This is a genomic window from Paraburkholderia sp. SIMBA_027 (assembly GCF_046535315.1).
GTDB classification, from domain to species: domain Bacteria; phylum Pseudomonadota; class Gammaproteobacteria; order Burkholderiales; family Burkholderiaceae; genus Paraburkholderia; species Paraburkholderia tropica.
Genome location: NZ_JAWRWY010000013.1, coordinates 90,798 through 114,419 on the forward strand (window position 1 = coordinate 90,798; position 23,622 = coordinate 114,419).

General features: G+C 65.1%; 19 protein-coding genes. 9 read left to right on the forward strand and 10 right to left on the reverse strand.

Translation table 11 applies throughout. From position 1 onward, the window contains the following. Positions 1 to 364 precede the first annotated feature (364 nt). The gene (locus SB764_RS24315; protein ID WP_124261241.1) at positions 365 to 1,450 is read left to right on the forward strand and encodes a phytoene/squalene synthase family protein; all 1,086 of its coding nucleotides are present in this window, start codon (positions 365 to 367) and stop codon (positions 1,448 to 1,450) included. A gap of 69 nt (positions 1,451 to 1,519) precedes the next feature. Here SB764_RS24315 and mmsB read toward each other — a convergent pair whose 3' ends face one another. The 3 genes from mmsB to SB764_RS24330 form a co-directional block, all read right to left on the reverse strand. Next, positions 1,520 to 2,419, reverse strand: a complete 900-nt coding sequence (mmsB, locus tag SB764_RS24320; RefSeq protein WP_124261240.1) for a 3-hydroxyisobutyrate dehydrogenase — start codon at positions 2,417 to 2,419, stop codon at positions 1,520 to 1,522. Positions 2,420 to 2,446: 27 nt separating this feature from the next. After that, positions 2,447 to 3,973, reverse strand: a complete 1,527-nt coding sequence (locus SB764_RS24325; RefSeq protein WP_183039267.1) for a CoA-acylating methylmalonate-semialdehyde dehydrogenase — start codon at positions 3,971 to 3,973, stop codon at positions 2,447 to 2,449. A gap of 81 nt (positions 3,974 to 4,054) precedes the next feature. After that, positions 4,055 to 5,377 (reverse strand): MFS transporter, encoded by a 1,323-nt coding sequence (locus tag SB764_RS24330; protein ID WP_343666542.1) that lies wholly within the window; start codon positions 5,375 to 5,377, stop codon positions 4,055 to 4,057. A 105-nt stretch (positions 5,378 to 5,482) separates the two neighbouring features. On the opposite strand from SB764_RS24330, the gene SB764_RS24335 reads away from it, so the two are divergent. Next, on the forward strand, positions 5,483 to 6,436 hold the full coding sequence (locus SB764_RS24335) for a LysR family transcriptional regulator (RefSeq protein ID WP_065065922.1): 954 nt from the start codon (positions 5,483 to 5,485) through the stop codon (positions 6,434 to 6,436). Between the two features lie 133 nt (positions 6,437 to 6,569). Here SB764_RS24335 and SB764_RS24340 read toward each other — a convergent pair whose 3' ends face one another. Next, on the reverse strand, positions 6,570 to 6,953 hold the full coding sequence (locus SB764_RS24340) for a BON domain-containing protein (RefSeq protein ID WP_065065923.1): 384 nt from the start codon (positions 6,951 to 6,953) through the stop codon (positions 6,570 to 6,572). A 651-nt stretch (positions 6,954 to 7,604) separates the two neighbouring features. Continuing rightward, the gene (locus SB764_RS24345) at positions 7,605 to 8,486 is read right to left on the reverse strand and encodes a LysR substrate-binding domain-containing protein (protein ID WP_065065924.1); all 882 of its coding nucleotides are present in this window, start codon (positions 8,484 to 8,486) and stop codon (positions 7,605 to 7,607) included. Between the two features lie 124 nt (positions 8,487 to 8,610). On the opposite strand from SB764_RS24345, the gene SB764_RS24350 reads away from it, so the two are divergent. The 3 genes from SB764_RS24350 to SB764_RS24360 all read left to right on the forward strand — a co-directional run bounded on the left by SB764_RS24350 (position 8,611) and on the right by SB764_RS24360 (position 11,991). Further along, a complete protein-coding gene (locus tag SB764_RS24350; protein ID WP_110328601.1) occupies positions 8,611 to 9,855 on the forward strand; it encodes an MFS transporter in 1,245 nt (414 codons plus the stop codon). 641 nt (positions 9,856 to 10,496) lie between these two features. Continuing rightward, positions 10,497 to 11,198, forward strand: a complete 702-nt coding sequence (locus SB764_RS24355; protein WP_065065926.1) for a carbonic anhydrase — start codon at positions 10,497 to 10,499, stop codon at positions 11,196 to 11,198. 616 nt (positions 11,199 to 11,814) lie between these two features. Continuing rightward, the gene (locus SB764_RS24360; protein WP_156773948.1) at positions 11,815 to 11,991 is read left to right on the forward strand and encodes a hypothetical protein; all 177 of its coding nucleotides are present in this window, start codon (positions 11,815 to 11,817) and stop codon (positions 11,989 to 11,991) included. Positions 11,992 to 12,061: 70 nt separating this feature from the next. Here SB764_RS24360 and SB764_RS24365 read toward each other — a convergent pair whose 3' ends face one another. After that, positions 12,062 to 13,093, reverse strand: coding sequence for an aldo/keto reductase (locus SB764_RS24365; RefSeq protein WP_065065928.1), 1,032 nt, complete (start codon positions 13,091 to 13,093; stop codon positions 12,062 to 12,064). 232 nt (positions 13,094 to 13,325) lie between these two features. On the opposite strand from SB764_RS24365, the gene SB764_RS24370 reads away from it, so the two are divergent. Beyond that, positions 13,326 to 14,765: a DHA2 family efflux MFS transporter permease subunit gene (locus SB764_RS24370; protein ID WP_074985929.1), complete on the forward strand. Its 1,440-nt coding sequence runs from the start codon at positions 13,326 to 13,328 to the stop codon at positions 14,763 to 14,765. A gap of 88 nt (positions 14,766 to 14,853) precedes the next feature. Here SB764_RS24370 and SB764_RS24375 read toward each other — a convergent pair whose 3' ends face one another. Then, complete coding sequence (locus SB764_RS24375; protein ID WP_065065930.1) at positions 14,854 to 15,876, reverse strand: VTT domain-containing protein; 1,023 nt, start codon at positions 15,874 to 15,876, stop codon at positions 14,854 to 14,856. A 332-nt stretch (positions 15,877 to 16,208) separates the two neighbouring features. Here SB764_RS24375 and SB764_RS24380 point away from each other — a divergent pair, with 332 nt between their 5' ends. From SB764_RS24380 to SB764_RS24390, 3 genes are all read left to right on the forward strand, one after another. Next, positions 16,209 to 17,027 carry a helix-turn-helix transcriptional regulator gene (locus tag SB764_RS24380; RefSeq protein ID WP_065065931.1) on the forward strand — a complete coding sequence of 273 codons (819 nt, stop codon included), beginning with the start codon at positions 16,209 to 16,211 and terminating at the stop codon, positions 17,025 to 17,027. 232 nt (positions 17,028 to 17,259) lie between these two features. Beyond that, a complete protein-coding gene (locus SB764_RS24385; protein ID WP_065065932.1) occupies positions 17,260 to 18,993 on the forward strand; it encodes an FAD-dependent oxidoreductase in 1,734 nt (577 codons plus the stop codon). 20 nt (positions 18,994 to 19,013) lie between these two features. Beyond that, a complete protein-coding gene (locus SB764_RS24390) occupies positions 19,014 to 19,241 on the forward strand; it encodes a hypothetical protein (protein ID WP_408583137.1) in 228 nt (75 codons plus the stop codon). Positions 19,242 to 19,306: 65 nt separating this feature from the next. On the opposite strand, the gene SB764_RS24395 is transcribed toward SB764_RS24390, so the two are convergent. The 3 genes from SB764_RS24395 to SB764_RS24405 all read right to left on the reverse strand — a co-directional run bounded on the left by SB764_RS24395 (position 19,307) and on the right by SB764_RS24405 (position 23,550). Beyond that, complete coding sequence (locus SB764_RS24395) at positions 19,307 to 19,840, reverse strand: helix-turn-helix transcriptional regulator (protein ID WP_074985925.1); 534 nt, start codon at positions 19,838 to 19,840, stop codon at positions 19,307 to 19,309. A gap of 421 nt (positions 19,841 to 20,261) precedes the next feature. Continuing rightward, positions 20,262 to 21,992, reverse strand: coding sequence for a gamma-glutamyltransferase (gene ggt / locus SB764_RS24400; RefSeq protein WP_074985923.1), 1,731 nt, complete (start codon positions 21,990 to 21,992; stop codon positions 20,262 to 20,264). Between the two features lie 154 nt (positions 21,993 to 22,146). Beyond that, the gene (locus SB764_RS24405) at positions 22,147 to 23,550 is read right to left on the reverse strand and encodes an MFS transporter (RefSeq protein ID WP_065065935.1); all 1,404 of its coding nucleotides are present in this window, start codon (positions 23,548 to 23,550) and stop codon (positions 22,147 to 22,149) included. Between the last annotated feature and the right edge of the window lie 72 nt (positions 23,551 to 23,622).

Below are 23,622 nucleotides of genomic sequence, written 5' to 3' on the forward strand. Positions count from 1 at the left end.
ACGTAGTCCTTTCAAATTACGTCGCGCGAAATGGGGCGAGAGAGGCGGAAAATACGCCGTAACCAAAACGATTACCGCGACTGTCGATAAGCCGACAAGAAGCTGAACAGGAGATCAACGAGGCACGCGATTCGGCGCATACAAAACACGCAACGGGAAGGGTGGATGTCGAGCAGCGCCGCTGCCGCGTGTTTGCGGATGCGGCCGTATCGCGCGATGAATTGACCCCGGAGCGCGCGCGCAAGCGCTCGTCGCGGCGAGCCGGATTGCGCGGACGGGCGGCGCCGGGTCGGTCCGTCCCCGTCCACGCTACAATGCGGCTGCCGTTATTCAGCCTCGTCCAGTCTCACCAGCCCCAACCGACATGCAGAATTCTAACCGGGCCTACCTGCTCGGGCCGTTGCTCAAAGGCGTTTCCCGCTCGTTCTACCTCACGCTGCGCGTGTTGCCCGTGGGCATGCGCGATCCGGTGGGCGAAGCGTACCTGCTCGCGCGCGCCGCCGACACCATCGCCGACACCTCGCTGATCCCGCCGGCCCAGCGCCTCGCGCTGCTGCTGGCCTTCCGCGAGCGCGTCAACGGCAACGCCGGCGGCGTGGCCGGCGATCAGTCCGACGACGCGCTCAAGCGCATCGCCGGCGAAGTCGCCGGTCAGCAGACGCAATCGGACGAAAAGCTGCTGCTCGAATCGCTCGACGGCGCGCTCGACGTGCTCGGCCAGCTCGACAAGGCGGACCGCGCGGCCGTGCGCGAGATCGTCACGACGCTCACGGAAGGCATGGAATTCGATCTGCGCACCTTCCCCGACGAGCGCTCGGGCCAGGTCGCCGCGCTCGGCACGTGGGACGAACTCGACCGCTATACGTATCTGGTGGCGGGCTGCGTGGGCGAGTTCTGGACGAAGATGACCTATATGCACCTGCCCGGCGCGCTCGATCCGGCACTGCGCGACACCATGTACCGGCGCGGCGTGCGCTTCGGCAAGGCGCTGCAGATGGTGAACGTGCTGCGCGATTGCGGCAAGGATCTGCGTATCGGCCGCTGCTATCTGCCCGCCACGATGCTCGCGCAAGCGGCGCTCTCGCCCGCCGACCTGATGCAGCCGGGCACCTCGGCCCGCGCGCGTCCGCTGATGTTCGGCCTCGTGCGCATCGCGCTCGATCATTTCCGCGCGGCCATCGACTACACGTTCGCGCTGCCGCGCCTGTCGCTGCGTCTGCGCCTCGCGTGCCTGTGGCCGATCCTGATCGGCCTCGAAACGCTCGAACGTCTCGTCGATAACGAGGACTGGCTCGATCCTGCGCGTCCGTCCAAGCTCACGCGCAACGACGTCTATCGCATTCTGGCGTGCTCGACGCTCGCCGCGCCGTCGAATGCGCTGCTCGATGCGTGGTTCAAGCGCCTGCTCAAGCGCATCGAGTCGCGCATGAAAGCGATCGAAGCGCATTAACACGCTGCCGACGCAAAAACGGCGCGAGCCCATCGAGGCACGCGCCGTTTTCAGTCCGGGCTGAAGCGATCAGCCCTTCTCGCCGCCTTCGTGACGATACAGCTTGATGATCGCCGAGAAGTCGAGCTTGCCGTCGCCATGACTGCTCATCGCCTGATAAAGCTGCTGCGCGAGCGCGCCCATGTACGCGGGCTGACGCGCCTGCTTCGCGGCATCGGTGGCGAGACCCAGATCCTTGAGCATCAGATCGGTGCCGAAGCCGCCCGTATAGCCGCGTGACGAAGGCGCGGTCTCGATCACGCCCGGGAACGGGTTGTACGTGTCGGAACTCCAGCAGCGTCCCGTCGACGTGTTCATGATGCCGCCCAGCACTTTCGCGTCGATGCCAAGCGCCTCGCCGAGCGCCATCGCTTCCGCCACGCCCGCCATCGTCACGCCGAGCACGAGGTTGTTGCAGAGCTTCGCGACCTGCCCCGTGCCGGTCTCGCCGCAATGGACGATGTTCTTGCCCATGCCGGAGAGCACCGGCTTCACGCTTTCATACAGCTCGGCCGTGCCGCCCACCATGAAGGTCAGCGTGCCCGCCACCGCGCCGCCCGTGCCGCCCGACACCGGCGCATCGGCGAAGCGGTTGCCGTTCGATTGCGCGAGCGCCGCGAAGGCCTTCGCGCTGGCCGGATCGATCGTGCTCGAATCGATGATCGTCACGCCCTTCGAAACGCCCGCCAGCACGCCGTCCTTGCCGCTCAGCACCGCTCGCACGTGCGCGGCGGCCGGCAGCATGGTGATGACCCACTCCGCGCCCGCGGCGGCCGCTTTCGGCGAGCCCGCCAGCGTCGCGCCCGCGTCGGCGAGCGTGCGCATGGCGTCGGCGCTGAGGTCGAACACGCTCAACGCGTGGCCCGCCTTGATCAGATTGAGCGCCATCGGCGCGCCCATATGGCCCAGCCCGATGAAACCGATTTTCATGAGCATCTCCCCCTTGGTCGTTCGCGTTTAGCGCAGGCTGATCGTGGTGTTCACGCCGTCGTTGACGGTCGCGTCGTCGAACCAGCGCGCGGTGACGGTTTTCGTCTGCGTGTAGAACTGCACGACCTGCTTGCCGTACGGACCGAGATCGCCGAGCTTCGAACCGCGCGAACCCGTGAAGCTGAAATACGGCACCGGCACCGGAATCGGAATGTTGATGCCGACCTGGCCGATGTCGATTTCGCTCTGGAATTTACGCGCCGCCGCGCCGCTCTGCGTGAACAGGCCCACGCCGTTGCCGAACGGATTCGCGTTGACGAGCGCGATCGCCTCGTCGAGCGTATTCGCCGTGAGCACGACCAGCACCGGCCCGAAAATTTCCTGGGTGTAGATGTCCATGTCGGTCTTTACGTCCGTGAAGATCGTCGGGCCGACGAAGTTGCCGTTTTCGTAGCCGGACACCTTCACGTCGCGGCCGTCGAGCGCGAGCGTCGCGCCCTGCTTCACGCCCGCTTCGATCAGACCGAGAATGCGCTGTTTCGCGGCACGCGAGACCACCGGGCCGACGTCGGTCTTCGGCTCGTGGCCCGCGTTCACCTTGAGCGTTTTGGCCTTCTCGACGAGCTCGGGCACCCACTGCTGCGCCGCGCCCACCAGCACCACGACGGACGTCGCCATGCAGCGCTGGCCCGCCGCGCCGAACGCCGCGCCCGCCAGCGCGTTGAGCGTCTGTTCGCGATTCGCATCGGGCAGCACGACGGCGTGATTCTTCGCGCCCATCATCGATTGCACGCGCTTGCCGTGCTCGCTGCCGAGGCGATATACATGCGTGCCCACCGCCGTGGAGCCGACGAACGAAATCGCCTTCACGAGCGGATGCGAGCAGATCGCGTCGACCACTTCCTTGCCGCCGTGCACGACGTTGAGCACGCCCTTCGGAATGCCCGCTTCGAGCGCGAGTTCGACGAGCTGCATGGTCGAGAGCGGGTCCTGCTCGGACGGCTTGAGCACGAAGGTGTTGCCGCACACGATCGCCATCGGGAACATCCACAGCGGAATCATGGCGGGGAAATTGAACGGCGTGATGCCCGCGCACACGCCAATCGGCTGCTGCAGCGTGTAGGTGTCCACGCCGCCCGCCACGTTCTCGGCAAAACCGCCTTGCTGCAGCGTGCCGATCGAACAGGCGTGCTCGACCACTTCGAGGCCGCGGAAGATATCGCCTTCGGCATCGGGCAGCGTCTTACCCTGCTCGGCCGTGAGTGTCTTCGCAATGCGCGACATGTTCTCGCGAATCAGCGCCTGCAATTTGAGCATGATGCGCAGACGCGCGCCGATCGACGTGTTCTTCCATTCGGCGAATGCAGCCTGCGCGCTCCTGACTGCGGCATCGACTTCCGCGACGGTCGCGAACGGCACGCGCGCCAGCACCTCCTGCGTGGCCGGATTGACGATGTCGCGCCATTCCTGGCTGGTCGATTCGACGAACTCGCCGTCGATCAGCAGCTTGACGGTCGAGACCTGCGCGTTGGAATCCTGGGTGACTGCGTTCATGATGCACTCTCTGCGAAAAGAATAAACGGATCCGGTCGTGACTACCTGATTAACCAGATGAACAGGAATACGAAATATCGATCAATCGTGATGCGAGCGCATGGCCAGCGTGCACAGAAACGCAATCACGCCCAGCGCCACCATATACGCCACCACGTAGTGCGGATTGCCGCCGCCCCAGGCGAGCAGCGCGGTCGCGATCATCGGCGCGACGCCGCCGCCGAGCACCCCGGCCACCTGCACCGACACCGAGATGCCGCTATAGCGGATTTCCGCCGGAAACTGCGCGGCAAACAATTGCGATTCGGGCGCATAGAGAATCGGAAACACCACGCCGACGCCGAGCACCATCGCCCACCACACGGTCAGCGGATGCAGCGTTTCGAGCATCGCGAAGAACGGCGCGGCGAACGCCGCCATCACGACGAGGCCCGCAAGAAAGAGACGCTTCTGGCCAATGCGATCGCTGAGCCAGCCGCAGAACGGCATCGTCGCCAGCGAGAGCACGGCACCCGCCGTGATCGCGTGCAGGATCTGCGCCTTGGGAATCTTGAGCTGATTCGCGGCATAGGCAAGCGCAAACGCCACCACCAGATAGAACCACGTGTTCTCCGCCGTGCGCGCGCCGATGATCAGGAGCAGTTCGCGCGGCTGGCGTCGCATCACTTCGAGCACAGGTGCATTCACGGGCGCGCGCTCTTTTTTCACGCGTTCGAAATCGGGCGATTCGGGCACGCGCACGCGGATCACCCAGCCGATCAGCACCAGCGCAATGCTCGCCAGAAACGGAATGCGCCAGCCCCACGCGAGCAGATCGGCTTCGGGCAGCGCGGTGACGGCCGCCATCGCAATCGACGAAAGAATCAGGCCGAACCCCACGCCCGTTTGCGGCAGCGAACCGAAGAAGCCCTTGCGTCCCGGCGGCGCGTGTTCGACGGCCATCAGGACCGCGCCGCCCCATTCGCCGCCCACCGCCATCCCCTGCAGGAATCGCATGGCGACGAGCAGCACGGCAGCCCAGTAACCGATGCTCTGATACGAGGGAATCAGGCCGATCGCCATGCTGGGAATGCCCATCAGCAGCAGCGTGGCGAGCAGCATCGACTTGCGGCCGATACGGTCGCCGAAATGGCCGAACACGATGCCGCCCATCGGCCGGCCGATGAAACCCACGCCATACGTCGCGAAGGCCGCGAGCGTGCCGAGGATCGGATCGAGCGTGGGAAAGAAAACCTTATTGAAGACGAGTGCGGCGGCGGTGCCGTAGAGGAAGAAGTCGTACCACTCGATGGTGGTGCCGGCCATGCTGGCCCAGCCGGCGATCAGATAATCGCGCGCCCTGCGTTTTTGTTCTGGAACGGGAACGGCCACTGCCGCCCCATCCGGGGTGGACTGCATGTGCATCGTTTTGTCTCCATCCATATTGTGTGCGGCCGTCTTTTCAGCGACCTGCAAACGAGTATAGTTATTCGAATATCCACGGCATAGAGATGAAAAAGCCCATCCGATATGCAAAAAAACACAACGGGACAGATGGAGACATTGAACTGGGACGATTTGCGCTACTTCCTCGAAGTGGCGCGCACGCAGCGCGCGAGCGGCGCGGCGAAGCGCCTGGGCGTCGATCACACCACCGTGGCGCGGCGCGTGCGCGAGCTGGAAGCCGCGCTCGGCACGGTGTTGTTCGACAAGTCGCGCGCGGGCGGTTTCGTGCTGACCGCCGAGGGCCAGCGCCTGCTCGCCTACGCGGACGCGGTGGAAACCACGGTGCAATCGGCGAGCGAGCAATTCGCGCTGGGCGCGCAATCGCTTTCAGGGCACGTTCGGGTGGGATCGACCGAAGGCTTCGGCTGCTTTTTTCTCGCGCCGCAACTCGCGCGCTTCACGGGTCAGCATCCCGACATGTCGATCGATTTGCTGCCGGTGCCGCATTTCGTGAGTCTGTCCAAACGCGAGGCCGATCTCGCCATCATGCTGGAGCGCCCGGAACGCGGCCAGTATGTGTACACGAAGCTCAGCGACTACTGCCTGCGTTTATATGGGACACCTGACTATCTCGCGCGGCACGCGCCAATTCGCAGTGCCGCCGACCTGCGCCATCATGCGTTCATCAGCTATGTCGCCGATCTCGCCTTCAGCCACGAGTTGCTCTATCTCGAACGCACGGCGCCGAACGTCAAGGCGAATCTGTGCAGCACCAGCGTGATCGCGCAATATCACGCCGCCGTGCAAGGCAGCGCGCTGGCGATCCTGCCGTGCTTCATGGCGGAGCCCGATCCGCGTCTGGTCTCAATCCTGCCCGACGAAATCGTGGTGACGCGGCGTTTCTGGCTATGCAGCCGCGAGGAGTTGCGCAAGCTGCGGCGCATCACGTCGCTCTGGGATTATCTGCGCGCCGCCGCCGATGCGAATCAGCCTTTGCTGATGGGGCAATCGCCCGACATGCATTACGTCGAAGCCTGAAATCACCAGGCGCACGCCCATAGAAAAACCGCACATGCAATTCGGTTCACGAATAGCATGTGCGGTTTCGAAGCTGAAGCGGACTGCATCCCGCGCCCCACGCGCGCGATGCATTCCGTTCACGTGCAGCGGATCAGGTCCCGACCGGACGGATCGTCAGCGCGTTCTTCACCGACGTCACGCCGGCCACGCCCTTGGCCACTTCCGTGGCGCGGTCGATCTGCGGTTGCTCCGGCACGGTGCCTTGCAGGATCACGGCGCCGTCGCGAGCGCGCACGGTGATGTTGGCCACGCTGATGTCCTTGGCCTTCGCGAGTGCCGAGCGCACCTTGCGCGACAGCGCACGGTTCGCGGCCTTGGCCGTCTTGTACTGCGCCTTCGAATCCTTCAGCTGAGCCTTGGCTGCGTCGGTCGGTGCAGCGGCGGGCGCGCTGGCGGCGTCCTGCGCGTACACGTGGAGCGAAGCGGCGACGAGCATCGTGCCTGCCGCCAGTTTGAACGCCTGAATAGCCTTCATGCAATTTTCTCCTGTTGTCACAGTTTTTTGATAGCCCGCGAGGGCCGTGCACTACGCTTTCACTTCGAATCAGACGCAGTCATTGCGGCAGGTGTGACTGCGGCAATCGCATCGGGAAGTAACGATACTCCATTTATTTCAACTTTGATGCGAAACCGTCGGCGCGCGGCCCGTCTGTGGCTAATCTGTGACTTCATTTCCACAGACGAATCGACATGCCCTTGCAATCCGCTCTGGCAGGCGGTCCCGAATGCCAGGACAACGCCAGGACAATGCGCATTCAAAGGAATGCCATTCAATCGTATTCACGCGTTTTCAATGCCGCGGCAATACGGCCCGCGAAACATGCATGACCAGCATTGCGCACAATGCGCCTGAAATGTGCATGCGCATTGAATCGTGCACACGCATGTTTCTTTTCGACCTTTATTGCCCGCTATTGCTCACTATTCGATGCTGCATTGGCGCGCGCCATGGTGCGCTTTTGGTGCGTGCATTGCTTCGTCATTTCCACACGAGTGCCAGCCGATTGCCACGCTATTGCCACGCTATTGACGGCCATAATCGCAAACAACGTATGGGATTCGCCTGGCGTTGACGCGATCGACACAGGTTTTACCCGCATTGATTCGCAGACGAAAACCCGCGTATTCAGCGCGCGAGCTGCGACTTGATCCAGCGATAGAACTGCTGGATCGCGGCGTCGCGTGGGTGGCCTTCGCGCCAGGTGAAGTAATAGTCGAGCGAAGCGGGAATGCGCACCTGCCCGAGTTGCACCAGTTCGCCGCGCTCGATGAAATCGCGCGCGAGTTGCAACCGGGCGGTGGCCGCGCCCTGCCCCGCCACCGTGGCTTGCAGCAGCAAACCCGCGTCGTCGAAGACGGGGCCGCGCTCGGGTTCCGAGCCCGTCACGCCGGCCGCCTCGAAGAAGTCGCGCCACGACCGGCGCGCAAAGCGCAGCAGCGGCATGCCCGGCAGATCCTCGATGCGGAAATCGGGGTAGCGCGCGAGCAGCGAAGGGCTGCACACGGCCACGACCTGGTCGTCGAGCAGTTTGCGGATCTGGAAACCCGGCTCGTCGACGCGGCGATGCCAGATGCCGATATCGAACGGATAGGGATCGGGCGGCGTGACGTCGGCGTGCATGCGCATCGACAGATCGACGTCGGGATGGCGATCGTAGAAGTCGCCCAGACGCGGAATCAGCCAGACCGATGCGAAATCGGCCATCACGCTCAGTTCGAGGCGCGTGACGCCGCTCACGCCGGGACGTGTGGCGTCGAGCGCGTCGCGCAAGTCGTCGAGACTGCGGCGCACGCGGTCGGCCAGTTGCGCGCCTGCGGCGGTCGGGATCATCTGGCCGCCGGCGCGCCGGAACAGCTCGACGCCGAGTTCGGCTTCGAGCCCGCGCAGATGGTGACTCACGGCGCTGTGCGTCAAATGCAACTCTTCCGCGGCGCGGCTGAAACTGCGCCGCCGCGCCGCCGCTTCTAGCGCGCGCAGGGCCTGCAAGGGAGGGAGCGATCGGGACATGACGTCAAATTCTACTCACAATCGCGTCTGAAATCTCTCGCTGGCCTCGCGCCCGGCTTTTCGCCAATAATCGTGACCCAGCCATTCAATCCGCGTTCGCCCCGTCTACGCGCCCGTCCGTCTCATGACCGCTCTCAGATTGCGCGTTTTCGCCGTTTTCGCGCTCGGCTACTTCGTTTCCTATCTGTTTCGCGGCGTCAACCTGGGCTTCGCACCGTTCCTGACGCACGAAATGGGCTTCACCGCGACCGATCTCGGCACGCTCACGAGCCTGTACTTTCTCGGCTTCGCGGGCGCGCAGATTCCCGCAGGCGTGCTGCTCGACCACTTCGGCCCGCGCCGCGTGACCGCTTGCGTCATGCTGATCGCGGCGACGGGCGCGCTCGTCTTCGGCCTTTCGCACAGCATGGGCGCGATGATGTTCGGGCGGCTGCTCGTGGGCGTGGGCGTTTCGGTCTGCCTCGGCGGCGCGTTCAAGGCGACCGCGCAACATTTCCCCGTGGCGCAACTGACGCTCGTCAACGGTCTCGTGATGGCGGTGGGCGGACTGGGCGGCGTCGCGGTGGGCGCGCCGCTCTCCTGGCTGCTCGCGTTCGCGCCGTGGCGCGCGGTGAGCGTCGGGCTCGCGGTGTTCACGGCCGTCATCGCCGCCATCATCTGGATCGGCGGCCCGCGCACGCGCGACACTCACCATCAGGCGAGCGTGCTCGAACAGTTCAAAGGCACCGCGCACATCCTGCGCAGCCACGCGTTCTGGAAGACAGCGTCGTTTTCGGCGCTCACGCAGACGGTGTTCTACGCGATGCAGTCGCTCTGGGTCGGCGCCTTCCTGCGCGACGTCGTGCCGGCCGGGACCGCCGACGTGGCGAGCCGCGCCGCGTCGCTGATCTCCGTGCTGGGCGCGGCGTTTATCGTCGGCAATATCGGCTTCGGCGCGCTGGCGCGCAGCTTCGAACGGCGCGGCGTGAGCGTCGCGCACTTTTCCGGCGCGACGATGCTGCTCTTCGTGGTCGTGCAGGCGCTGCTCGCGGCGCGCGTGCCGCTGCCCGCGCCCGTGCTCTGGGCGGCCTACGGCGCGCTCGGCGGCACCGGCATCCTCACCTACGCGGTGCTCGCCGAATACTTCCCTTCGCGGATGATCGGGCGCGTCAACACCACGTTCACGCTCGTGATTTTCGTCGGCATCTTCGTGACGCAGATCGCGATCGGCGCCGCGCTCGGACACTGGACCGCCGTGGACGGCCACTATCCGGTCGCCGCTCATCAGGCCGTCTGGAGCGCGCTCATCGCCATTCAGGCTCTGGCTGCCGTCTGGTACTTCATGCCGAGCCGCCGCCCCCGCGCCACGCGCGCCGCGCTGGAATCCTGAGCGGAGGTTGAGGTTCGCGCCGTTCGGATCGGCGGACGATGCCGGCCTTCGCTTGCGCGAGCGAACGGGCGAACGGGCGAACGCGATCACCGCGAACCGCTCGACTCAACGGCTGGCAAATCCGCGTGGCCACGCCGAGCGAGATACGCACTTGCGGCGCGCCCAGTTCCCCGCCACCTCGCGCTCGCACCGCCGCCCTTCACTCTCCTTTCGCAAACCTACATCCTCGTAAGCAGCCGGGTCGCGTACAATGCTGCCCCGCCAGCGTCGGACGGCTAGTCGAACAGCCACCGCGCCGGCGTTCACCGACCCGCTGACCGGTCGAGTGGCAACACGGGCCGCCGGGCCGACCCGCAAGACCGATCGCTCGCAGCGCCACGCAGGCGCGCGGGGCGTGAGAAAATGCGCGTCGAATCTCCAGCGCCAGTCCGAAGCGCGTTCGCCCCCACAAGGCCGCGCCAGGCGGTAGCCGGCTCAGCCGGTTGCCGATCGGAAACGGAAAACGAAACGCAGGAAATGGAGAAAACGGGGGAAAACGCACGGTCGGACGGCAGGTTTCCGATCCGAAACGCGTAGCCTCGGCGTAAACTCCCGCTGTTGCCATTCGATTGTGTCGATTCATGATAAAGAGAGAAACTCCCATGCCAGACAACACTCACTCGCACGACGACCACTCCGAATCGTGCGGCTGCGATCTGCTGCACCTGCTCGACGGCGTGGACGAGTTCAGTCATAACGTGTTCCCCGGCAACAAGGAGCTGTTCCGCAGCCTCGCGCACAGCCAGGCGCCGCACACGCTCTTCATCACCTGCGCCGACTCGCGCGTGTCGCCGGAAATGATCACGCAGGTGCGTCCCGGCGAGCTGTTCGTCTGCCGCAACATCGGCAACATCGTTCCGGCCTACGGCGAAATGCTCGGTGGCGTGTCCGCCGTGGTGGAATTCGCCGTGCTCGCGCTGAACGTGCGCCAGATCGTGCTGTGCGGCCATACCGACTGCGGCGCGATGAAGGGCCTCGCCCAGGGCGCCGAAGCCACCGCCGGCATGCCGACCGTGCAGGCCTGGCTGCGCAACGCCGAAGCGGCGCGCAGCGTCGTGCAGACGCGCGGTCTCGACGAAAACCAGGTCGTGCAGGCGCTGGTCGAGGAAAACGTGCGACTGCAACTCACCCATCTGCGCACGCACCCGGCCGTCGCGGCCCGCGTGGCGCAAGGCCAGCTCGAACTGCAAGGCTGGGTCTACGACATCGGCCACGGCACGATTTCGGTGTTCGACGACACCCACGGCCGCTTCGAGTCGCTCGGCGAGGCGCGTTCGCGTCTGCGCAAAGACACCACGGGCTAAATCCGCCTGTCTGACGCGGCCCGGCTCTCGGAGCCGGCGCCGCCCGTCTCCCCGCTGTTCCCGCCAACGCCGGACCGCGCCTCAGTGCGCCGTCCGGCGTTGGCGTCTGGACACCACAATGTTTGATTACCTCAAATCCTGAAACAATTTTTTGACTAGGGTGTAACACCTAGGTGTTTACCCCAGGTCAAGAGATGGCTATACTCTGCCCCGTACCAGATGCGGCGCCCTGTCGCACGAGAAAAATAATTCCGGAGGTTGCCAGCTATGCAGTTCGCTTCCTTGCCGTACTCGTCTTTGTCTGACACCGGTTCCATCCGCAGCTGCGTTGGCAGTGTCGATGGCCGTTCCGCAGTCCGTTTCAGCGTCTCCCCCGTTGTCGATTTCGTCGCCGTACCCCGGCGACTGCGCGCGCCACGCTAGCACCGGCACGCGCATCGCGCCGCCGCGTCCATCCGATGCGCGCGGCGTTCCAGGCCCACTCCACGTCAAGCGCCGTTCGACCGCCGAGGCTTTCGCCCCGGACGACGGCCCGCGCGCGTTCGCGCACTGGCGGCCGGTCATGGGCTCAAGCACCCACACGGGCGAAGCGCCCGGTTACCGAAGGAGCAATGCCATGGAGTCCAGCCTCAAGCCGCCCGCGAAGATCGAAGTCAAACTGCTGCTGCATCCGCAGGACCACGACCGCGCGCTCGCCATCGCCCGCTCGGCGAACATCGCCGAGCGCGACTTCTTCGCGCTGGCGATCCATCTCGGCGCGGCCGAAATCCTGCGCGCCTCCGTCGCGAACTGAGTCTGCGCGGCCAGCGCCGCGCATCGCTCGCCCCAACATCGGCGACATCGGCGACATCGGCGCTAGCGGCTCACCACTCGACCGGCGCCGGGTTGCGCTCCGCGAACCCTTCCTGATGCCAGTAGGGATAAACCGGCCGCACCTTGCTCGCGGCGTCGAGCTTCGCGACCTGTTCGGCCGTGAGGTTCCAGCCGACCGCACCGAGGTTCTGACGCAACTGCGCCTCGTCGCGCGCGCCGATCAGCACGGTCGCCACGGTCGGACGCTGCAATAGCCAGTTCAGCGCGATCTGCGGCACGGTCTTGCCGGTTTCCTGGGCGATCTCGTCGATGGCGTCGAGCACGCGAAACAGGGTCTCGTCGGGCACCGGCGGCCCCTGATCGGCGGTCTTGTGCAGACGGCTCGTCTGCGGCAGCGGCTGGCCGCGGCGAATCTTGCCGGTCAGACGTCCCCAGCCGAGCGGACTCCACACGACCGCGCCCACGCCCTGATCGAGCCCGAGCGGCATCAGTTCCCATTCATAGTCGCGGCCGATCAGCGAGTAATAGGTCTGATTGGCGACATAGCGCGGATAGCCGTAGCGGTCGGCCACCGCGAGCGACTTCATCAGGTGCCAGCCCGAGAAGTTCGACACGCCCGTGTAGAGAATCTTGCCCGCGCGCACCAGCTCGTCGAGCGTCGAGAGCACCTCTTCGGCGGGCGTTTTCGCGTCGAAGCCGTGCAACTGGAACAGGTCAATGTAATCGGTTTGCAGACGCTTGAGCGCGGCGTCGACGGCACGCCGCAAATGAATGCGCGAGGAGCCGACGCTATTGGCGCCGTCGTCGAAACGGAAGGTCGCCTTGGTCGAGATGATGACCTTGTCGCGCCGACCCTTGAGCGCCTCGCCGAGCACCGACTCCGACGCGCCGTTCGAGTAGATGTCGGCGCTGTCGAACATGTTCACGCCCGCTTCGAGACAGATGTCGATGAGGCGGCGCGCTTCGGCCACGTCGGTCGCGCCCCACGCTTCGAAGAATTCGCCTTTGCCGCCGAACGTGCCCGTGCCGAAACTCAGCACCGGCACCTTGAATCCTGATGCGCCCAGAAAACGGGTTTCCATTTCCGATCCTCCACGAGTGAGTGACTGACGAAACAACCGGTCAACGAGTGTACGCGCGTCATCGCTTATTTGCCGCGCCAGCGGAATCGGCCGCGGCGCTGTACAGTTGCGCTTTCTTTCCTTTCGGAAACCGCGCGCGAATCGAGCGAGAACGTGCGTTTCCGATCGGCAACTCTCTCGCCTTTCCGTTCATGCGCAGCGCTTTCCACACTTTCCCCGCCGGGATCCGCCGATGACGAACACGACGCCCACGCCCCGGACGCGCTCGTCGCTCATCGGCTGGCTGCCCTATATCGTCGCCGCCACGTTTTTCATGGAGTATCTCGACACCACCGTGATCGCCACGGCGCTGCCGCAGATGGCGCGCTCGTTCGGCATCGGCCCGAACAGTCTGAGTCTCGGCGTGACCGCGTACATGCTGGCGCTCGCCATCTTCATTCCGGCGAGCGGCTGGGTGGCGGACCGCTGCGGCTCGCGCACGGTGTTCTTCGGCGCCGTGCTCACGTTCACGATCGCCTCGGTGCTGTGCGGGATCGCGCAGAACCTGCCGGAGTTCGTCGCGGCGCGCGTACTGCAAGGCATCGGCGGCGCGATGATGGTGCCGGTCGGACGCATGATCGTCGTGCGCAGCACCGACAAGAGCCGACTGATGCAGGCGATCTCCACCATCACGTGGCCCGCGATCGCCGCGCCCGTGATCGGACCGCCGGTCGGCGGCTTCATCACCACGTATGCCTCGTGGCGCTGGATCTTTCTGCTCAATGTGCCGTTCGGCATCGCGGTGCTCGTCGCGATCACGGCGATGGTGCCGAACCTGCGCGGCGAGCAGCGCAAACCGCTCGACGTCGTCGGCCTCGTGCTGAGCGGCGCGTCGCTCACGGCCATTCTTTACGGCGCCGAACTCGCGAGCCAGCCCGGCGAAAATCCGTGGCGCGCGGCGGCGCTGGTGGTGGCCGGCGTGCTGATCGGCGCGATTGCGTTCTTTCACGCGAAGCGCCATGCGCATCCGCTAATCGACGTATCGACGCTGAAAATCCCGACCTTTTCGGTGACGGTCGTGACCGGTTCGGTCACGCGCATCGGCATCGGCGCGGCGCCGTATCTGATGCCGCTGCTGTTCCAGATCGGCTTCGGTTTGTCGGCGTTCAAGTCGGGCTTGCTGCTGCTCGCCAGCGCGCTCGGCAACCTCGGCATGAAGGCGCTCACAACGCGCATTCTCGAACGCTGGGGCTTCCGTCTCGTGTCGATCGTCGACGTGACGATCGCGGGCCTGTCGATGATCGCGTGCGGGCTGCTCACGCCCGGCGTGCCGCTCGCCATCGTGCTGATCGTGGTGTTCGTGTACGGCGTGACGCGCTCGATGCAGTTCTCGACGCTCGCCACCCTCGCCTATGCCGACGTCGCGCAACCGCAGATGAGCGCCGCCAGCACGCTCTGGAGCGCGGCGGCGCAGATGACCAACGGACTGGGCATTGCGTTCGGCGCGCTCGCGCTGCGCGTGGCGGCGAGCTACCACGGCGAGGCGAGCGGCCACGCGTTCTCGCTCGACGACTTCCGCCTCGCGTTTCTGGGCGCGGGCGTGCTCACGCTGATGTCGGTGTGGGGATATGCACAGATGGCGCGCGACGCGGGCCGCAACATGGGCGGCGGCTCGCGTCGGCAGCGCGCGTGAAGTCGTGCGGCTTCAGGCGCGCGTCAACGGCGAGGCGTTGATGATGCGTTGATGATTCCAAGCCGCGACGACAGCCGTCGCGTCCCGATCACTTCGACAGACTCGCGCGCACCGTGAATTCCTGCTCGCCGTCCGGTTCGAAGTCGTCGTCGCGCATGTACGCGGGGTGGAATTCCGCCGAGAGCGGCTCCACGGGATAACCGCGGCGCTCCCATGCATCGAGTCCGCCCCTGAGCGCATGCGCGTGATGAATGTGCTTGCTGCGCAACTGGTTGACGATGCGCTTCGCAGTCGCCTCGTTCGGGCACACGCAATAGACCACGATGGGCCGCGCGACCAGCTCGGGCGCGATCTCGTCGTGCGAATCCAGGTCGAGCGGACGCGCGCCCGGAATACGGTACGCCTCCTTCTCGCGCACGCTGTGCGGCCGCGCGTCGAACACGATCGGCGGCGCGGCGGACTTCATCATCTCGTCGAGCTGATCGGGCGAAATGCGGTGCGTGGCGAGCCAGCGCCGGAATTGCAGACGGCGCACCCAGCGCCACGCGAGAAACAGCAGACCCGCGACGGCGAGCACGTCGAAAATCGTCCCGCCATTCGCGCGCACGAACACCGCGAAGCGCGCGATTTCGGCGTGCAGCGCCGCGCCGCCCAGCAGATAGACGCCCGCCCACAAGGTCGCGCCCAGCGCGTCCCAGAGCAGGAAGATGCGCATCTCCATCGACGTGGTGCCGAGCAGCGGCGCGGACATCAGACCGAGACCCGGCACGAACTTCGCCACCGTGAGAATGGGCGCGCCGTGACGCTCGAAGACATTGCGCGCGACGCGGATCGTCGTGTCGAGCGACAGCGAAAAACGGACCAGCGCGTTGAGCAGCTTGCGACCGCGCAGACGGCCCGCCATGAACCACAGCGAGTCGGCCAGCAAGGTCGCGAACACGGCCGCCACCAGCAGATTCGGATACGACGCCTCACCGCCCGCCGCCATCGTGCCCGCGAGAATGAGCACGGGCGCGGCCGGAACCGGCACGCCGAGCTGCGTCACGAGCACGCTGAGAAAAACCGCCCCGGTGCCGAAATCGGGCGGGATGGCGGTGGGGAGGGTCCACATGTCGAGGTGTCCTGCGCGGGAACGTTGGGGAAGAAAGGAAACATGTGCATTTGCAGCACAAGGTGGGAGATTACCGCATCCTTGCGTTTTCTTGCTCGCGGTCAGGCGCGCGCAGGATGTCTGAATGTGGCGCTTGAGCGACGGCAGATCCGGCCCTTTTCGTCACCGAAGCGATCTGAGGCGATCGGCGACGATCGGAAGCAGTCGGCGACTCGCCTGTACAGGGCGTCACCCGATGCGCCGGCGAACGATTCGGTGCTACGCTCGAAAATCCGGCACACGCGCGCAGCCGGATTCCGCGTCGATTTTTTTCCCGATTTCCTTTACGAAACATGCGCTACTGGCGTCTCGACCGTCCCAGCCAGACGGGTCAGTTCGACCTGTCCCGCGTCACCCGTCTCGTGTCCGCGATCGGCGGCGCCGACGACAACGCGCTCGCCGCCGAAGTGCTCAATCTGCTCGGACCGGCCACTGCGGTGTCGCAATGCACGGTATTCGCGTACGAATTCGGCAATCGCCCGCGCACGGTCTCGGTCGCCGACCATCGCGGCGGGCGCTTTCTGCGCGACGTCGCCGACACCTACGCGCGCCTCTTCTACGCGCTCGACGGCAACCAGCGCATCGTCGCGGACCACGACGCGGGCGCGCCGGGCAACGCGCTCGTGCTGCACTGGCAGACCAGCGCCGATATCGAGCACGACGGCTATCGCACGGCCTGCTACGCCACGCCCAACGTGTCGGACCGGCTCTCGCTGCTGCTGCAGCCCGCCGCCGACATCTGGCTCTCCGTGAATCTCTATCGCGAGCGCGACGCCGGCAATTTCCAGCCCGGCGAGGTGCAACTCGTGGAGTCGCTCGCGCCGCTGATCGGCGAGGCCACGAAGCATCACTACGCACTGCGCGGCCAGCGTCAGCCCGGCATTGCGCCGCTGATGCTCGCGCGCTTGCGCGGTCTCTGCCCGGACCTCTCGAAGCGCGAACTCGACGCGCTGCGCGGCGTGCTCGAAGGCCACAGCGCCGCCGAAATCGCCGACCACATGGGCGTCAAGCCGAGCAGCGTCGTGACGTACCAGAAGCGCGCGTATCGGCGGCTCGGCGTCTCCAGCCAGCGCCAGCTTTTCGCGCTCTGTCTCGCCAACGGCAACGGCTGACACGCGCCTCGCGCCGTGCGGGCAATGTCTGCGTGCTGTACCCAAAATGAGGACAGCGCCGCGGCGCGCGCGCTCCATACTGGCTTCATCGACGCGAGATCGGCCTTTCGCCCCGGCGTTTGCCAGAACGGCGCGATCCGCGAATAAAACCAGATTGGAGACAGTTCACCATGCCCCACCACGCCTGTTTTTCGTGCGCCGCTTTCGGCACTTCCGCGCAGGAGCGCGCGCGATGAACGCCGCCTTCCAGCCCTATCCGTTCGAAGCGAAACGCTACGACGCGCGTCTGCCCGACTGCGTCGACGGCCGCGAAACGCAACGCCATGCGGTCACGATCGTCGGCGGCGGCCCGGTCGGCCTCGCCATCGCGCTGGGCCTCGCGCAACACGGCGTGCGCTCGGTGCTGATCGAAGCCGACGACTCGGTCTGCTACGGCAGCCGCGCGATCTGCATTTCGCGCCGCAGCCTCGAAATCATCGAACGCCTCGGCGCGCTCGACGGCTTCCTCGCGAAAGGACTGCCTTGGACCGGCGGCCGCAGCTTCTATCGCCACGACGAAGTGCTGCACTTCACGATGCCGCAGGACGACAACCAGAAGCTGCCGCCGATGGTCAATCTCGCGCAGTATCACATCGAGCAATTTCTGCTCGACGCGGCCGAGCGGCACGCCGACCTGATCGACATCCGCTGGCGCACCCGGGTCACGGCGATCCGCCACGACGAACACGGCGCGACGCTCGCGCTCTCCACGCCCGCAGGCGACTACGCAGCGCAGACCGACTGGCTCGTGGCCGCCGACGGCGGACGCAGCACGGTGCGCGATGCGCTGGGCCTGAAGCTCCAGGGCACGAGCTACGAAGGCCGTTACGTGATCGTCGACATTCTGCTCGACAGCGCGCGCCCGACCGAGCGGCTCGCCTACTTCGATCCGGCGTCGAATCCGGGCTCGACGGTGCTGGTGCACAAGCAGCCCGACAACGTCTGGCGCATCGACTATCAGTTGCGCGACGACGAGGACGCCGACGAAGCCGTCAAACCCGGCAACGTGATGCCGCGCGTGCAAAGCCTGCTCGACATGATGGGCGAAACCGCGCCGTGGTCGCCGGTCTGGATCACGATCTACAAGGCCAACGCGCTGACGCTCGAACGCTACCGGCACGGCCGCGTGCTGTTCGCGGGCGACGCCGCGCATCTGGTGCCGATCTTCGGCGTGCGCGGAGCGAATTCGGGTATCGACGACGCCGACAATCTCGCGTGGAAACTCGCCTACGTCACGCAGGGCCGCGCGCACGCGAGCCTGCTCGACAGCTACTCCGACGAACGCGTGTTCGCCGCGCACGAAAATCTGAGCTACGGCACCAAAAGCACGGAATTCATGGCGCCGCCCTCGTTCGCGTTCGAGCTGATGCGCAAGGCCGTGCTGAGTCTCGCGCTCAAGCATCCGGGCGTGCGCTCGCTGATCAATCCGCGCCAGACGTCGGCGATCGCCTATACCGATTCGCCGCTCAATGCCGCGTCCGATGCGTTCGCGTGCGGCCCCGCGCCCGGCGCGGTGCTGCCCGAATGTCCGCTAACGATTGTCGATCGCGACGGCGCGCATTTCACCGCGCATCTCACCGATCTTGTCGGGCCGCGCTTCACGGCGCTCTGGTTCAGCAACGAAAGCGAAAGCGCGATCCCCGCCGACATCGCCGCACTCGAAGCCGGGTTCGCCGCACGCGACATCCCCTTCACGCTGATCCCGATCACGCGCGAGGCGCCCGCCGATTCCGCACGACGCGGCGCATGGGATCACACGGGACGGCTCTTTCCGATGTACGGCGTCGAGCGAACCGCGCTCTATCTCGTGCGCCCCGACGGCCATGTGCTCGGACGCTGGCAAGGCGTGCGCGACGAGCGCCGCGACGAAACCGCCAAACTCGCGCAACATGCGCTCGCGGCAATCGATCGCGCACTGCACGGCTGATGCCGAAATCCGGAGACACGATGATGGAACAACAACTGGAGCGCGCCATGACGGCCATGACGGATAGCGAACTCGACGCGGTCTATACGCGTCTGTGCAAAACGATGACAGCGTTGGGCGAGGCCGCGACGCCGCTGTTTCTCGCGCGCTTCGCGCTGCTTGCCGTCGAGCGCATCGGCGACGCGAACGCCGCGCTCAAGCTGATCGACGCCGCACGCGAAGACATCGACGGATCGGCCGCGTTGTGAATCGCGCCTTGAATCGCACCGTGAATTACGCCATTAATCGCGCTTTAAACGCGCTTTAAAGCCACTCACCGACGCGACGTTTGCAGCAGCCGCGCGAGCTTCGAGCGGTTGCTGATACCGAGTTTGTGAAAAGAACGGTCGAGATGCGTGCGCACGGTCGTATAGGAAATGCCGAGCCGCTGCGCGATTTCCTTGTCGAGCAAACCATCCGCCGCCAGCTCGACGACTTCGCGTTCGCGGCGCGTGAGGCGCGCGATCGGATCGCCGTCGGCCTGCAACGGGTCGTCGCCGGCAGGCGTCGCGTCGATTTGCGTGTCGCTGCCGACCCGCGCCAGCGCGGCCACGAACGCAGGCCGGATCAGATCGAACATCGCGCGGTCGCGCCCGGACGCGCTCTCGCGCGCTCCGCCACGCACGATCCACATGTTGCCGTCGCTCGCCTCGCCTTCCCACGCGGCTTCGGCGAAATCGTCCGCATCCAGCAGATCGAGCATGCGTGGCGCGACGTCCACACGCAGGGCCTCTTCAGTGAGCGCAGGCGCCGCCAGCACCCTGAAGAGGTCGGCGAGCAGCACCAGTTCGCGGCGAGTCAGATGCATGCGCAACAGGATGAAGACAGCGTTGGATCAAAGTGCACGTTCATGATTGCCCCGCGGGCCGCCGCCGTTGCATGCGCAACGATCGGCGCCCACGTACGCGCTCCAGCTTATCGAGCGTGTTCGGTGAATTCAAGAAAACTTCCGGAGCGGAAAAGAAAATGGGCGGCAAAGCCGCCCCAAGAAAACACACGCCGACAGCCATCAGGCCGCCGGAAATTGCATCCTACGCGATGCTCATTGGGTGTGAATCCTCATTAAAGAGGACAAATGTGCATCGCATGCGAGCTTTGCCGAATCGCGCCGTGACGCCGATGTTGCATGCGAAAAAATGCCACGCAAATATTGCTCATCAGCCATTCACGGCGCATAGATCCGGTAAATTATCCCCAATTGATTCGATGACAATGAAGGAATCGGAAAATCAGGGAATCACGCGCGTCACGCCACGGCCGCGCGGATCGGCGGCGGCTTCGGGCGTTTCGCCGTCGATGCGGATCGCCTGAATATCGCCGTTGAAATCCTGGCCCTTCAGCGTATAACCCTTCGCTTCGACCTGCTTGGCGAGATCGCCGTCGATCGGCTGGTACGGCTCCCAGAAAATCGTATTCGGCGGCAGCAGTTGATGGTGGAAACGCATCGCGCCCACGGCGTCCTTCAACGGCATCTTGAAGTCGTAGAGATTGTTGATGACCTGGAAGATCGACGTAAAGATGCGCGAGCCGCCCGGCGTGCCGATCACCAGCGCGACCTTGCCGTCCTTCGTGAGGATGGTCGGCGTCATCGAGGAAAGCGGACGCTTCTTCGGTGCGATCGCGTTCGCGTCGCTGCCCACCACGCCGAACATGTTCGGCACACCGGGCTTCGCGGAGAAGTCGTCCATCTCGTCGTTGAGCACGATGCCCGCGCCCGGCACCACCACGCCCGAGCCGAAATAGCCGTTGATCGTGTAGGTGTTCGAGACCGCGTTGCCCCACTTGTCGACCACCGAGAAGTGCGTCGTCTCCGCCTTTTCCGGCATCGAGGTGCCGAGCCCCGGCTGCACGCTCTTCGTGTCGGAAGGCTTGACGGGATCCACTTCGGCCACGCGTTTCGCGAGATAGGCGTCGTCGGTCAGTTGCGCGACCGGCACCTTGTAGAAGTCGGGGTCGCCGAGATATTGCGCGCGATCCGCGAACACCCGCTTCTCGATCTCCGCAATCAGATGAATGTATTGCGGCGAGTTGAGCGTCACGTCCTTGAATTGCGGCGCGAGCATCGCCTTCATCTTGAGCAGCTGGACGAGGCCCACGCCACCCGAACTCGGCGGCGGCGCGGTGATCACTTCATAGCCGTTCCACTTCGCCTCCACGGGCTGACGCCACACGGCCTTGTAGTCCTGCAGATCGCGCTTCGTGATGAGACCGTGGCCCTTCATCGAGGCGGCGATCAGGTCAGCCGTCTTGCCGTCGTAGAAGTCCTTCGCGCCTTGATTGGCGATGCGCGTGAGCACGTTGGCGAGATCGGGCTGCTTGAACGTCGCGCCCTCCTTCATGTCGCCGAAGTACTGATCGAAATTGGTCTTGCCGCCGAATTCCTTCGACGCCTCCTCGCGACGCTTCGCCAGCAGTTCGTCGACGACGAAACCATCGCGCGCGTACTGAATCGCCGGTTGCAGCACCTGCTTCCAGGGCAGCTTGCCGAAGCGCTTCTGCGCTTCCCACATGCCCTCGACCGTGCCCGGCACGCCCACGGCGTCGTAGCCATAGAGGCTCTTGCCCGGAATCACGTTGCCCTTGTCGTCCTGATACATCGTCCGCGTGGCGGCCAGCGGCGCGCGCTCGCGATAATCGAGGAAATACGGCTTGCCGTTCACGTACAGCGTCATGAAACCGCCGCCGCCGATATTGCCGGCTTCGGGATACGTGACTGCGAGCGTGAAGGCGATCGCGACCGCGGCATCGACCGCGTTGCCGCCCGCCTTGAAGATCTGCTCGGCGGCGTCGGCCGCGTATTTGTCGGCGACGGCCACCGCCGACGCGTTCAGGACCGCGGGATGTTGCTGCGTGTCTTTCGCAAATGCGGGCGTGGCTTCGAGAAAGCCCGCCGATAAAGCGGAAAGCGAAATGAGTGCGAGAGCGGCTGCGGAAATTTTCGTTCTATCGACCAGCTTCATTGAGTGACCTCCATGATTCGGTTCATCGCGTAACGTCAACCACCTTTCACCGGGCTTTTGACCCGGTTACAGCGCTTATAGCATGCGCAGAAATCGTTTGCGATCCGGCGATCCGCCGATAACCCTGATGCGCCGATTCATGGAAGACGCCGCGTCAGGCCTTGCCGCGACTGCCGCGCGCGATCTCGTCGCCGGCGTTGGCGGGCAGGCGCATCGTCACGGGAATCGAAGCCACCGAGAACAGGCCGACCACGAAAAACGCCGGCCAGAAATCAGACCAGACGATGGTCGGATGGCCTTGCACGCGATGCGAAATCTGCAACACGATGCCGGCGATCGTCACGCCAAGACCCAGCGACACCTGCTGGATCACGCTCGCCACGCTGGTCGCGCGGCCGATGTCTTTGGTCTCGATGTCCGCGTACGCGAGCGAATTGAGGCCGGTGAATTGCAGCGACGGAAACAGGCCGCCCGCCAGCACGACGAGCCAGATGAGCCACACGGGCGTCGTCGGCGAGAACAGGCCGCAGACCGCGATGGCCGCGCCCGCGATCGCCGCGTTGACGATCAGCGTGCGACGGAAACCGAAGCGCCCGAGCACGCGCGAGACGATCGACTTCATGAAGATCGAGCCGAACGCCGACGCGCAGGTAATCGCCCCCGACGCGAACGCCGTCATGCCGAGCCCTTCCTGCAGCGTCAGCGGCAACAGGAACGGCACGGCGCCGAGGCCGATGCGAAACAGCGAACCGCCCGCCACGCTCGCGTTGAAACTCGGAATGCGCAGGAACTTCAGATCGAGCACGGGACGTTCGGCGCGTTGCGCATAGAACCAGTAGAGCGCGAGCAGGATCGCGCCGACCACGCACATCGTGACCGCTTTGGTATTCGAAACAAGTTCGCCGCCGACGAGCGACAGGCCCAGCATGAACAGCGACGCGCCACCCGCCGAAAGCAGAAAACCGAGCCAGTCGAGCGGCCCCGGATGCTCCTCGTGCATGTTCGCGATATGCCGGTTCGCGAGCCAGATGCCGAACACGCCAATCGGAATGTTGACGAAGAAAATCAGCCGCCAGTGCAGATAGGTGGTGATGAACCCGCCGAGCGGCGGCCCGACGACCGGCCCGAGCAACGCGGGCACGGTGAGATAGTTGACCGCGCGAATGAAGTCCGACTTCGGCAGCGAACGGAAGATGATGATGCGCCCGACCGGCACCATCATCGCGCCGCCGATGCCCTGCACGAAGCGCGCGGCTACGAACATTTCGAGCGAGCGCGACGCCGCGCACAGCAGCGAACCGGTCATGAAAATGCCGATGGCCGTGCGAAACACATTGCGCGAACCGAAGCGGTCGGCCACCCATCCGCAAATCGGAATGAATACGCCGAGGCCGATCACATAGCTCGTGACGGCCAGTTTCAGCGTGATGGGATCTTGCCCGAGATCGCGGGCCAGCGCGGGCAGCGAGGTGACGATGACTGTCGCGTCCACGTTCTCCATGAACATCGAGCACGCGACGATAAGCGGAACGATGAAAGTGCCGAGGGCAAGGGGCATGGGCAGGAACGACGATCAGCGCGGCTGATGGCGTAAAGGCACCATTATGGCACCGTGTTGCGAAACGCGGTG

What these genes read in the sequence shown, in the direction of transcription:
- SB764_RS24315 (WP_124261241.1), top strand. Translation starts at nt 365, where the DNA reads ATGCAGAATTCTAACCGGGCCTACCTGCTCGGGCCGTTGCTCAAAGGC.
- mmsB (WP_124261240.1), bottom strand. Translation starts at nt 2,419, where the DNA reads ATGAAAATCGGTTTCATCGGGCTGGGCCATATGGGCGCGCCGATGGCG.
- SB764_RS24325 (WP_183039267.1), bottom strand. Translation starts at nt 3,973, where the DNA reads ATGAACGCAGTCACCCAGGATTCCAACGCGCAGGTCTCGACCGTCAAG.
- SB764_RS24330 (WP_343666542.1), bottom strand. Translation starts at nt 5,377, where the DNA reads ATGCACATGCAGTCCACCCCGGATGGGGCGGCAGTGGCCGTTCCCGTT.
- SB764_RS24335 (WP_065065922.1), top strand. Translation starts at nt 5,483, where the DNA reads ATGCAAAAAAACACAACGGGACAGATGGAGACATTGAACTGGGACGAT.
- SB764_RS24340 (WP_065065923.1), bottom strand. Translation starts at nt 6,953, where the DNA reads ATGAAGGCTATTCAGGCGTTCAAACTGGCGGCAGGCACGATGCTCGTC.
- SB764_RS24345 (WP_065065924.1), bottom strand. Translation starts at nt 8,486, where the DNA reads ATGTCCCGATCGCTCCCTCCCTTGCAGGCCCTGCGCGCGCTAGAAGCG.
- SB764_RS24350 (WP_110328601.1), top strand. Translation starts at nt 8,611, where the DNA reads ATGACCGCTCTCAGATTGCGCGTTTTCGCCGTTTTCGCGCTCGGCTAC.
- SB764_RS24355 (WP_065065926.1), top strand. Translation starts at nt 10,497, where the DNA reads ATGCCAGACAACACTCACTCGCACGACGACCACTCCGAATCGTGCGGC.
- SB764_RS24360 (WP_156773948.1), top strand. Translation starts at nt 11,815, where the DNA reads ATGGAGTCCAGCCTCAAGCCGCCCGCGAAGATCGAAGTCAAACTGCTG.
- SB764_RS24365 (WP_065065928.1), bottom strand. Translation starts at nt 13,093, where the DNA reads ATGGAAACCCGTTTTCTGGGCGCATCAGGATTCAAGGTGCCGGTGCTG.
- SB764_RS24370 (WP_074985929.1), top strand. Translation starts at nt 13,326, where the DNA reads ATGACGAACACGACGCCCACGCCCCGGACGCGCTCGTCGCTCATCGGC.
- SB764_RS24375 (WP_065065930.1), bottom strand. Translation starts at nt 15,876, where the DNA reads ATGTGGACCCTCCCCACCGCCATCCCGCCCGATTTCGGCACCGGGGCG.
- SB764_RS24380 (WP_065065931.1), top strand. Translation starts at nt 16,209, where the DNA reads ATGCGCTACTGGCGTCTCGACCGTCCCAGCCAGACGGGTCAGTTCGAC.
- SB764_RS24385 (WP_065065932.1), top strand. Translation starts at nt 17,260, where the DNA reads ATGAACGCCGCCTTCCAGCCCTATCCGTTCGAAGCGAAACGCTACGAC.
- SB764_RS24390 (WP_408583137.1), top strand. Translation starts at nt 19,014, where the DNA reads ATGATGGAACAACAACTGGAGCGCGCCATGACGGCCATGACGGATAGC.
- SB764_RS24395 (WP_074985925.1), bottom strand. Translation starts at nt 19,840, where the DNA reads ATGCATCTGACTCGCCGCGAACTGGTGCTGCTCGCCGACCTCTTCAGG.
- ggt (WP_074985923.1), bottom strand. Translation starts at nt 21,992, where the DNA reads ATGAAGCTGGTCGATAGAACGAAAATTTCCGCAGCCGCTCTCGCACTC.
- SB764_RS24405 (WP_065065935.1), bottom strand. Translation starts at nt 23,550, where the DNA reads ATGCCCCTTGCCCTCGGCACTTTCATCGTTCCGCTTATCGTCGCGTGC.